The following is an 11495-nucleotide window of genomic DNA, read 5'->3' on the forward strand; positions in this document are numbered from 1 at the left end:
GCACACGAACAGACTGTTCATACGGCGGAACTTTTCCCGGTTTTAAATCACAGACTAGCAGTAGCACTTCGGGGTCAGGGTGATCCTTTCCCTTCGTCCATGAAACCACTCGTTGGCATCGTACTGATTGGCAGGGAATTTGACGCAGGCAGGACTATCTTTTGGTGGGGAATGACGATTTCGCAACTAAAAAATGTCACGCCTGTGTTACGGACGCAGGTGCGAAGGTAATCGAGGATAGTCTGCGGCTGCTGATCGATAGGGGCCAGAAAGCGAGCCCGTGTCGCTCGTTTCTCGATGACGGGAAGTGGGCGCCCTTTGCCCATAGCTTCCATTACTTCGGGAATGTTGGTTAAGAAATCACGGGTCTTTGCGGCTTCCCATGGCCAAATGGGAACGCTAGCCTCCTGGAAGACGAAAACATCCTCAAAAACCTCCCAATCGAGGCTGATTCCACGCGCTGCAAGGAGGCGACCGGACATGTCGCGCAACTCAGTGAAAAACCGACGTGAATCGTAAAGAAAGATGGCGCAGGCCGCAACATCGGGATTGATGGCCACATCCTCCAACCCCTCGATTCCCATCTTTTCGGCAATGCCGTCGAGAATCATCTGCTGCTGCGTGACGACGTGTTGCAAGCCCTTCGATAGCGTGGGGAAATCGACCGGATCACGTTCGAGTTCGGCGATGGTAAATTCAATGAAATCCATGGGCTCGACGTTATGAAAATAACGAAGGAAGTTAATCGGGAAGAAACCCACTCGATAGATACTGGTGCCACAATACCCTGCAACATAGGCACGACGCCAATCCGGAATTGGCATCGTCGATGTCTCGACAATCACTTCAATCAATTCCTCGACATCATCAGATTTGTCATGGTAGACCCGATTTTGGGCAGAGCCACGACAGAGACGCCCATCGATTTTGTATTGTTCGCGTGACGAATCCGACGCTAACTCGGTATTATCGATTAACTGGCACAGATAGATGATGAAGTTGTCGCCAATCTGTGAGGACATCGCCTGATTGATCGTGGCCACGAAGGATTCGTAGGTGTCCATGGGCAGGCCGAGGATTATCTCGGTCATAGTCGAGCCACCCTTGGCAAAGAGGGCCTCCTTGACCATCTGCATGTCGTCTCGGCTGATGTTGAGGCGCTTAACGGCCGACAGTGTCGGTTCGTGGAAGGATTGGACAGCTGTGTTGATGGTCGTTCCGATTCCACCTTCGGAAAGAATATCCGCGACACGGAGGATCCGTTCCCCCGCGTTCTTCGACCAATTGACGCCAAACTGCTTGGGGAAGCCATACTTCTGCTTCGTTTCAACGACCATTGCAGCAACAGCTTCATCCCGCTTGCTGAGGATGCCAAAATTGGGGTCGGTAGCGAAGATGTAGGAGAACTGGTTGCGGCCGATCCATTCGATTTCAGCTCGCAATCGGTCGAGGTCGTGGCGTCGAAGCTTATTCATCGCTGAATCTCCCCAGTAGCAGAATGAACAGCTATATGGGCATCCCCGGGTGGTTTCCCATAGAACACCAGTAATCTGATCTCGGTAACGCAACAACAGCCGATCCATCACGCCATTGAGGAAAGGTGAGGGCAGGGCGGTCAAGTCGTGGATAATCCCTGGCGCTCCAGTCGTGACGAAAGCGTCGGGGGCTTCATGATCGCGGAAACTGATTCCATTTAACAGATGCAAGTCGCCGCCCGGCAACAATTGATGAAGGAGCTCAGAAAAAATCTGTTCGCCTTCACCACGGACCAGGATGTCAACATAGGGGTGTTGATGCAGGAATACACCTATTCGTTCGTGGTCATTTGGTACCGAACAGCCGCCAAGCACCGTGATCGCTCCGGGGTGGCGAAGCTTAACTCGTCGCGCAACTTCAAGGCTGCCGCGTATGTTCCAGTTATAACATGCCAGTGCGACCACCGCAGGGTCGGGCATATCGTCGACCAAGGTTTCCAGGGGGGGACGCAGAAAGCGGTAGTCGAAGTGATAAGCGGCCGAAAGAACGGGATCAGCCGCGCTGTACGAACCCACCAACGTAAAGCCCAGTGGTAACAAATTAAGGTCAGAGCCAGATCCCAAGTCGACGAGATAGACATTACGTTTGCTAGAGTTCATTAGAAGACCTTTAATAATTATACAGCTAAATTACCGAGGATTTTACAAAATGCGGAGTATGGTGTTTTCGGTGCATTTTAAATTGTCATCTTGAAACCGGCAGTGCTCGCCTGAGCTCCAACTTACGTATTCTTATATTTGCATTAGGTTCGTTAGTGTAAAGGATTATTTGTAGTCGAGGGGTTGGCGACTCGAAGCCGAATGCGACCGGCCCCGGCCGGTTTGCCTCGACCTGTAGTGCCCAAATGCCGGCTTTTTCATCCAAGACGCCGACCCAAATGTTGGGCTTCGGGCCGTCGATGTCGAAAATAACCTGATAGCGCTGACGAGGTTCGACCAGAATTACAGGCGAAGTCAGTTGGTAGCCGTGATGCGTTGGATTGCGTAATGTCAGTTCCGCATCCTCGGCCCTGATGTCGGTAGTGTTCTGCGCAGCCTTCCAGGTTTTCCCGTCCGACGCGACAAGATTGTAGACCAGTGGTCCGGAACTCAGCGCTTCGGCCACGGGCATCCGTCCCGGATGAGGTGGTGTCGCATCCCGCGGCAGATTCCAACTGGGCCCGTCGCGAAGCAGAGCCTTAAGTCGCTTGGTGGGGTCAGGTACATGATACATACCCACGACCGTACACGCCGCGTTGAGGTGCGGGGGACGAGTAAAGGCATTGGAAACCTGAATGGCCCAGACCAATACGACCAGCGAACCGGCAATCAAAAAACTCCTTCGCTGGCCGAACAGTGCCTGGCGCCGCTCCCACAGCAGGCCGGTACCAAAAGACAGCAGTAACCCCGCCCCTAGCACAGCCACCATGATGTTGTAGTTATGGCATGGTATGGAATAAAACGGGCGAAATTTGACCGCGACATGTACTGCCGATCCCGTCAGGATCATGGTCGTCATCAGCGCGGGAAGAAGCCAGCTCAGGTCGTCATGCCTGATCAGCCGGATGGTTGAACGCACAAACAGATAAACAATAGCAATAAACGATGCGCCAGCAAAATACCGCCAGAAAAACACATGATTCATAAAAGTTAGGTGCTGCATGGCCGGGTGATATCCCGCCTGTTCAGCAATGATCGTACTTTCCCCCAAGGTGGTCATAGAGACCGTGGTGATCGAGAACGGCGGCAGAAAATTAGATACCGCCTTGTAGGCGAGCGTAATTTCGTTACCCAGAATATCTTCAAGAGCAAGTAAAAAATAGTTGTAGTTGAAAACCGTATCTGACTCCGAACCCAAGCCATGCGCAGTTTCGTACCAGAACATTTTAATGGACAGGTAAAGAATGAAGACCAAGGTGGATGTGACGGTAATGATCCACGACGTCGCCAAGGCTGTATGGTTGCCGTTGCGACGAAGCAACGGAATGACTATTGCCATGGACACCCAGATGGTGACAACGACGTCGATCCACCCTTCATACGATTCAGCCAGGATAAACAGGGTGACACCATAGGCCACCCGCCACAGCCATGGCCGAAGGGTGTCCATGTACATCCGGTTGATAACAATAAGGTGCAGCAGCACATAGGTCAGAATTGTATTGGCCTGTGCTACTCCGCCTATTACATATGCGGGGATAGCGTGCGTGCTGAATGTGAAAGAGAGCGCCAGTGTGAACGCCATTACAAAGGACTTAGACAACAACTTTGCCAGGACGTACGAAAAAACGATCACTGAGAAATTAACGCTAACCCAAGTAACGTAAGGTGGAATAATCTTGTGAAGATGATAGGCTAGAACATTGGTTGAATTAGACCAAAGTCCTTTGTAATCCTCTAACGGAAAGAACCATTCCCACCATTTCACATCTTCCAAAAAATCTTTTTGATTAAAAGAATAATAGTATGTTAGGTGGTCCCAAACTCGGATGTGGGCCTCTTCCAGGTACAGCCGAAGAAAGGCGCTCGCAAGAATCAGGCACGAAACCGCAATTACGTCACGCCTTCCCCAAATGCTGTCTTTCATTACGGCCCCCATGACTAAACATTCCCCAGCACCCCACTCTCCAAGATTCGATCCTGATGCTAGCTGAACAGGTCCTATCGCGAAACGGCAAATTTCGTAGCTTCGTTGAAAATAATGAGCGTGGTGGAATTGCCTTAGGAAAATGCCAGTTGGTTTCCTCGTGACCATAACCTCCAACATTAATATTTACGCCAGCGCCAACGAACTCATAAAGCAATATGGGGAAGATGCGCTGATCCATGCCACTATCAGGGTCGATTAAGGCAGCTTGGACGGCGTAACGGTATGGTAGCGAATACTCGAGGCGATGGATGAGTTTCTATCCAAGAAGGCCCTCGAGGACGCCACGGTGAATTGAGGGCGAGAATGTTGGCTTGCTGGCATTCGGTTTAGCGTGGCTGCTGGATCGGGTATCCGAGGGACGGAGATGAGGCTCAACATGCAAAAGGTAATATTTTCGGGGTAAATCACTAGATATCGAGCTTGTGGCTTGAATCCAACAGGTGCTAGAACCTATGAAATAGAGAATCATTCGCTCGTAGCTACTGTTGTAGGGCTTCTCCCAAGCTACGACTCGGAGTTTTCCTTAATAGGAGATATTTTGAACAACAGCGATAAAAAACGGATAAGTTTTTACGAAGATCAAGTTGGGGTCTGGGAGGCTTCTATGTTGCAAAGAACCCGGCTTGGGTTGACTTTTGATATAGATTGGGTGCCTGACTGGTGCATCAAGTTGTGTGTTGATCTAGTCCGCAATGCCAACTACCGGGCGACGATCTTCATTACTCATGAGTCGGATATTCTCGCCGATCTTAGAAAACTCGATAGCATTGAGCTCGGCATCCATCCCAACCTGCTGCCTGGATCGACCCATGGCGATGGCGTTGAGGATGTACTGAACTACTGCCTCTCTCTGGTTCCTGAGGCACGTGTGATGCGCACCCATGCGCTGGTGCAATCTTCGAGATTATTTAAAACAATCTGTGACGAGTATCCTCAAATTGAAACTGATTTTTCGTTGTTCCTACCATTTCACTACAACTTGGCGCCGACGATATGTTATTTCGGGAACAATGGAAACTTCCTCACGCGCATTCCATATAACTGGTCAGATGATCAAATATTATGGCGACCAGTATGGGATTGGACGGCGGCACCTTCGGTTGATTCGGGGTTCAACGTTTTTGCTTTCCACCCTATCCATGTAGCCCTCAACTCGGCTAATTTGGACAATCACACATCGATCATGCAACTCCTCGACGGGCGGCCCCTCTTAAGCCTCCGGCGCGAGGAAGTAGAGCCGTTTGTTAATCACGGGGCGGGGGTTCGCACTTTTCTAGAGTCGTTACTCACCGACTGTGACGCGACGCAATCGGAAACGGCAAGCCAGCTCTCCCGAGCTTTTAACGGAAACGTCAAATGAAAGTAGCCGCCCTCGGTCGCACGGGTTCCCTATTACACGCAGCACAACTGGTTGCCGGGCGTGGTCACGAAATCGTGGTGATCTGGACCTGCCCCGCGGAACCCGAATACACAGCCGATGAAAACGATTTTTCTGACCTAGCAAAGAGTTTGGGAGCTGCCTTTTTTTGCGACCTTGCTATCAACCAACAGATTGATGAATTGTCTGAATTCGGCTGCGATATCGCTATTTCAATTAACTGGTTAACAAAATTGAAACCGGACTTGCTGAGCGTATTTCCAGGTGGCGTGCTCAACGCACATTGTGGCGACTTACCGCTTTATCGCGGAAATGCGTGTCCCAACTGGGCTATCATCAATGACGAACAGCGGGTTGGTCTTAGCATTCATCAGATGGCCGAAGCAATCGATGAAGGTCCAGTGGTGTCGAAGGAGTTTTTGCAGTTACAGGACGACACATATATCGGCGATATTTATGACTGGCTGGAAGAACGTGTACCCGTGATGCTGGCTGACGCTGTGGACGGTTTTGCTAGTGGTACGCTCACCGCCACACCACAGCCGGACGAACATAGACAAACACTCCGCACTTATCCTAGGCGACCGGATGATGCTCGGATTGACTGGAACTGGAATACCCAGCACATTATGAGGTTAATTCGCGCCTCATCCCATCCCTTCGCCGGCGCGTTCTGCACGCTCGAAGGTAATCAAAGGGTAACAATATGGCGTGCACATCCCATCGAACACCCTGGTCCCTTCATGGCCGTTCCAGGACAGATTTGCTACCGCATCGCTAATGATCCAGTTGTCGCTTGCGGAGATGGCGTCCTGCAGTTGACAAATGTGACAGTCGAGGGCATAGCGGATGCAGAGGATGCCAAGCGACTGATTCACGCGAGTTTGAGAAATCGTCTGATTTAGCTAGGGTGGGTAGATGAAGCCTCTGTCAAATGGGCAGGCCACTCTTAGTGGCATAGTGTCTCCCGGCAGGGACGCTTCCAACAGTCAGTCTGCCAGCGCCTTAACTCGCCTGAGCTCTAACTTACGTATTCTTATATTTGCACCAGGTTCGTTAGTGAAGAGGATTATTTGTAGTCGCGGGGTTGGCGACTCGAAGCCGAATGCGACCGGCCCCGGCCGGTTTGCCTCGACCTGTAGTGCCCAAATGCCGGCTTTTTCATCCAAGACGCCGACCCAAAGGTTGGGCTTCGGGCCGTCGATGTCGAAAATAACCTGATAGCGCTGACGAGGCTCGACCAGAATTACAGGCGAAGTCAGTTGGTAGCCGTGATGCGTTGGATTGCGTAATGTCAGTTCAGCATCCTCGACCCTGATATCGGTACTGTTCTTTCCGGCCATCCAGGTTTGTCCGTCCGACGGGACAAGACGATAAACCAGTTTTCCAGAACTCAGTGGTTCAGTTACAGGCATCGCTCTCGGATGAAGTGGCATAGCATCCCGTGGAAGATTCCAACTGGGCCCGTCGCGAAGCAAAGCCTTGAGTCGCTTGGCGGGGTTGTGCACATTCCACATTCCTTCTGCTGCGCAAGCCGCGTTTAGGAATGGCGGACGAGTAAAGGCATTGGAAACCTGAATAGCCCAGACCAATACGACCAGCGAACCGGCAATCAAAAAACTCCTTCGCTGGCCGAACAGTGCCTGGCGCCGTTCCCACAGCATGCTGGTACCAAAAGACAGCAGCAACCCCGCCCCCAGCACGGCTACCATGATATTATAGGTTTGACACGGAATGGAATGAAACGGCCGGAACTTGATCGCGACATGTACTGCCGATCCTGTCAGGATCATGGTCGTCATCAGCGCAGGAAGAAGCCAGAAATGTTCGCCGTGCCGGATCAACCGGATGGCTGAACGCACAAACAGATAAACAATGGCAACAAACGATGCGCCGGCAAAATACCGCCAGAAAAACACATGATTCATGTAAGTTAAGTGCTGCATAGCCGGGTGATATCCCGCCTGCTCAGCAATGATCGTACTTTTCCCCAAAATGGTCATAGAGATCGTGGTGATCGAGAACGGCGGCAGAAAATTCGCCACCGCCTTGTAGGCGAACGTAATTACGTTGCCCAAAATATCTTCCAGAGCAAGTGATAAATAATTATAGTTGAAAACCGTATCTGACTCAGAGCCCATACCATGCGAAGTGCTGTACCAGAAAAATTTAATGGATAGGTAAAGAATGAAGATCAAGGTGGATGTGACTACAATGAATCGCGACGTCGCCAAGGCTGTATGATTGCCGGTGCGACGAAGGAACGGAATGACAATTGCCATGGCCACCCAGATGGTGACAACGCCGTCGATCCACCCTTCGTACGATTCAGCCAGGATAAACAAGGTGACACCATAGGCCACCCGCCACAGCCATGGCCGAAGGGTGTCCATGTACATCCGGTTGATAACAATAAGGTGCAGCAGTACATAGGTTAGGAACGTATTGGCGTGCATTATCCCGCCCACAGCATAAACGTGAATAGCGTGCGTGCTGAAGGTGAAGGAGAGCGCCAGTGTGAACGCCATCACGAAGGACTTAGACAACAGCTTTGCCAGGACGTACGAAAAAACGATCACTGAGAAATTGAGGCCAACCCAAGTAACATAAGGTGGGACGATTTTATGAAGCTGATAGGCAAGAACATTGGTGGAATTCTGCCACAATCGCCCGACATCCTCCAAGGGAAGGAACCATTCCCACCATTTCACGTCTTCCAAAAAATCTTTTTGATCAAAGGAATAATAGTATGTTAGGTGGTCCCAAACTCGGATATGGGCCTCTTCCAAGTAGAACCGAAGGAAGAGGCTCGCAAGGATAAGGAACGTTAGCGCAAAAACGTCACGCCGTTCCAAAATCCTATCATTCATTCCCCGTTCCTTTGATCGTCAATGGAGTATTCTTCTGCACTTTACATTTTATGTTGGTTCCGTCGGGGAGTTTACCCTCGAAGTACAGATGAGCGCAGGCTGAAAAAGCGCTTACATATTCAAAACTTTGTGGGAATGCCTTCAGCGATCCCAGTCCAATCGTCGCCGATGTGGCGATCGGTACACCGGTATTTTGGTCATTGATAAGGACGATTTGGATATTCTCCCCACTCACAGTGTTGAAACGGATGGGCTTCCCTACCGATACTGGAGTGCTCAGCCAACGCCCATTTTTGTTCAACAAACCTATGGCAAGGCGTCCGGTATCAGTTTCCACCGGCACTTCAAGCTCAAAATTTTGTCCCTGCGGGAGAGAGAAGGGGGGGCTGATTACCTGATAGTTCCAGGGGCTATTGTCCCCATCGAATCGCATTCGACCGTCGTCGGAAATATGTGTTGCCACTGCGTCCGTTGCGGCTTGCCATTTGCGAACCGGTGGTAGTGGGTGCAAAACATAGGCAGTGGCCCTTGGCTCAACGCGGCGTAGCGAGATCACTGACATGCGTGCCCCGGGCGTCTGTTTTGTAAGGGCCAGATAAAGCGGGCCACCATCGTAATGCAGCACCATGGAAATTCGGTCTTCATTTGCGAATACCGGTCGTTCGTCAAACTGGAACCCCAGATCGTTAAAAAGTGAGATAATCGGGTTGGCGCTGTTAAAGGCAGACAAAGCTCCCGGCCTGTCATCTGGGTTCTGCCCATCCAGGGCCAAGTCGATCACATATGTGCCGGTGGCCAAGGGCGATTCCAATTTAAGAGTATGCACGGCTGTAACCGTAATATTGGCGATAGGGGTAGAAATGCGCACCGGTTCGGCTTCACGGAATGTGACCGCCAACGGTTCACTGAAATCGAACTCGTCCACCCATTGCTGTCCAATGGCGATGGAAAAAGAAGGAGACCGCCGATGACTGTCATTTTTGTCCTGTGCACGATAGACATAGGTAGAGCCATAGGGAAAGCCATCGATAATGGCTGACACCACATATTTAACGCCAAATAATTTTGTCATGTCATAAAAGACATTATAGTCGTTATTGAATGTCGACCATGTGTACTGTGATTTGACGTCGCCTTGAAGAACCAGCCACTCGGGTGCCAATGCCGGATATTGGTCCTCAGCGATATATTGCAGCAAATGTTTTAAGTCGAATTGCTGAATAAGCTGAACTCTTTTGCCGCTTTCAATGCCAAATCTCATCGGCCCCAGAACCCGCGCAGACACCGGCATTGTTTCGAATACACGATTGCTATACGCCGTGAAATTGACATTATTGCGCCCAGCCAGTGACCAGTGCGGCGGCGAAGTCAATGCAGTTTGTGATGACCACAGAGCAACGACTGCCAAGGTTGGAACAGCCGCAATTTCGATTTGCAAAAATCTGGAATAGCGGGCAGAGGCGGTAGCCAGGAATACAGCTACACCGGCCGCTGCAGCCCAGGCTGACGAGACTTGTAGCAGCAGAATATAACCACTGTGAAAGTTCGGGTACAATCCCAAGCTTAGCGCGTAGAACGCGAACAGAAGCAATGCTGGTAGGAACAGAAAACTCATCAATTTAAACCGGGGTTGACGACGCACAAGGGCAAGGGTCACCAGCCCCATCGCAACACCCCCTACCAAGAATATCTTGTACAAACGGTTCAGGCCATCCCAGAAACCAGATATCAAATGACGCTCAAAAATTGATGGATAGTCAAAAACTCTATCCGAAGCCGGAAAACCCGACAACATGCTCTTATAACTAGTGACATAGGCGTAAAGTCGTTCGACCTGCCAGTCGAAAAGTTGGAAGAATACTAGGAATCCAATAACGCCACCCATCAAAGGCCACCAGATAGATTTGGCGGCTTGCCAACGATTAGGCGCTGGCGCGACGCACCAACCAAGCCACAAGAAGATGAACCAAGGCACTATGCTCCAGGCGATCAGATGCTGGGTTGCAGCACTAGCGGCCAGAAAGGCACCTACCAACCACCACAACGGTTTGTCAGTGTGGATGGCTTTTGAGACAGCTGCCAGACTGCCGAAGGCTAGCAGGGAAACAAAAATGTCAGGCCGAACCATCGGCCATTGCACCGACCAGAACAGTTGGAATAGGGCGATAGCCAACAGCAAGACAGCCGCTCGAGAGGTGGGTCCGAACACGTAGAATGCCAAGACAGTGACGACCGCAAGGCTGGCTGGATGTAGCGCCCGCATCATCACCAGCGGAGAGTCAAACAACCAAGTCAGTAAAGAACCTGCGTAGAAATAAATAGGGCCAAAGTTGAAAAAGGTTTCGTCGCGAAGCAGTCCGAAGTTGATGGGACTTGTAAGAAAGGCATAGCGTCCAGTTTCGGATAATGCCACCGCTACGTTCGCCAATCCGTCGTCAGTAGAGACATAAGGAGCATGCTCTATCATTCTAAAGAACAAATGGGCGGTGACGGCTAGCAAGGAAAAGCTTCCGACAATCAAACTTGATTTGGTGATGAAATTTTGAATGGGCTTCATGGTGTCGAAAGGTTATCCTGGTTTGTTTGTCGAAAGCCTAATTTGTTTGAAAAGAATTGCAATTTTCTTGCCGACTCTAGATAGCCAACCATTTTGCTGCCTGTAGCCAGTGGCCACTAGGAAATTGTCCCAGTTGTTCCATTTTAGCGGTTACTTTCAGAATTTTCCGCCGCCAATTATCCATAAAATCTGATTGCAAAATAACAGAAAAGTGCTGCAAGAATCCCTCCGTAACACATTATCAAAATATTGCCAAATCTGACAATTCTAACATTTGCAAACACATGAGGAGGGTAGAATGGTAGCAATAAAATTGGAGAGCGTATTCGGTTGCAAAATGAATTTTCCTAAGAGGAAAAAATGAATATCAAAAGTGCAAAGAAGCATGGTAATGCTCCCAATTTTTAGCGGTACAAATGAGTAGAATTTTCTCGTAATGTTTTTTGAGGAGATTCAACATGAAACAATCACGTTATTCTGACAGCCAGATCATCGCTATTTTGAAGCAGGCTGAGGCCGGTTCAAC

General features: G+C 50.2%; 6 protein-coding genes. 2 read left to right on the forward strand and 4 right to left on the reverse strand.

Features of this window, described 5'->3' with window-relative positions:
- Positions 1–74: 74 nt before the first annotated feature.
- Both HOL66_10475 and HOL66_10480 read right to left on the reverse strand, forming a co-directional pair.
- Complete coding sequence (locus tag HOL66_10475; GenBank protein MBT5244662.1) at positions 75–2135, reverse strand: hypothetical protein; 2061 nt, start codon at positions 2133–2135, stop codon at positions 75–77.
- A gap of 85 nt (positions 2136–2220) precedes the next feature.
- Positions 2221–4101, reverse strand: a complete 1881-nt coding sequence (locus tag HOL66_10480; protein ID MBT5244663.1) for a hypothetical protein — start codon at positions 4099–4101, stop codon at positions 2221–2223.
- 601 nt (positions 4102–4702) lie between these two features.
- On the opposite strand from HOL66_10480, the gene HOL66_10485 reads away from it, so the two are divergent.
- Positions 4703–5524, forward strand: coding sequence for a hypothetical protein (locus HOL66_10485; protein ID MBT5244664.1), 822 nt, complete (start codon positions 4703–4705; stop codon positions 5522–5524).
- Positions 5521–6447 carry a hypothetical protein gene (locus tag HOL66_10490; GenBank protein MBT5244665.1) on the forward strand — a complete coding sequence of 309 codons (927 nt, stop codon included), beginning with the start codon at positions 5521–5523 and terminating at the stop codon, positions 6445–6447. Before HOL66_10485 ends, HOL66_10490 begins: the two co-directional genes overlap by 4 nt.
- Positions 6448–6531: 84 nt before the next feature.
- On the opposite strand, the gene HOL66_10495 is transcribed toward HOL66_10490, so the two are convergent.
- Positions 6532–8412 (reverse strand): hypothetical protein, encoded by a 1881-nt coding sequence (locus HOL66_10495; protein ID MBT5244666.1) that lies wholly within the window; start codon positions 8410–8412, stop codon positions 6532–6534.
- Positions 8405–10969 (reverse strand): hypothetical protein, encoded by a 2565-nt coding sequence (locus tag HOL66_10500; GenBank protein ID MBT5244667.1) that lies wholly within the window; start codon positions 10967–10969, stop codon positions 8405–8407. Before HOL66_10500 ends, HOL66_10495 begins: the two co-directional genes overlap by 8 nt.
- Positions 10970–11495 lie beyond the last annotated feature (526 nt).

The organism is Rhodospirillaceae bacterium (assembly GCA_018662005.1).
Taxonomy (GTDB): domain Bacteria; phylum Pseudomonadota; class Alphaproteobacteria; order Rhodospirillales; family JABHCV01; genus JACNJU01.

Coding starts and splice junctions, on each gene's coding strand:
- HOL66_10475 (MBT5244662.1), bottom strand. CDS start 2,135: ATGAACTCTAGCAAACGTAATGTCTATCTCGTCGACTTGGGATCTGGC.
- HOL66_10480 (MBT5244663.1), bottom strand. CDS start 4,101: ATGAAAGACAGCATTTGGGGAAGGCGTGACGTAATTGCGGTTTCGTGC.
- HOL66_10500 (MBT5244667.1), bottom strand. CDS start 10,969: ATGAAGCCCATTCAAAATTTCATCACCAAATCAAGTTTGATTGTCGGA.
- HOL66_10490 (MBT5244665.1), top strand. CDS start 5,521: ATGAAAGTAGCCGCCCTCGGTCGCACGGGTTCCCTATTACACGCAGCA.
- HOL66_10495 (MBT5244666.1), bottom strand. CDS start 8,412: ATGAATGATAGGATTTTGGAACGGCGTGACGTTTTTGCGCTAACGTTC.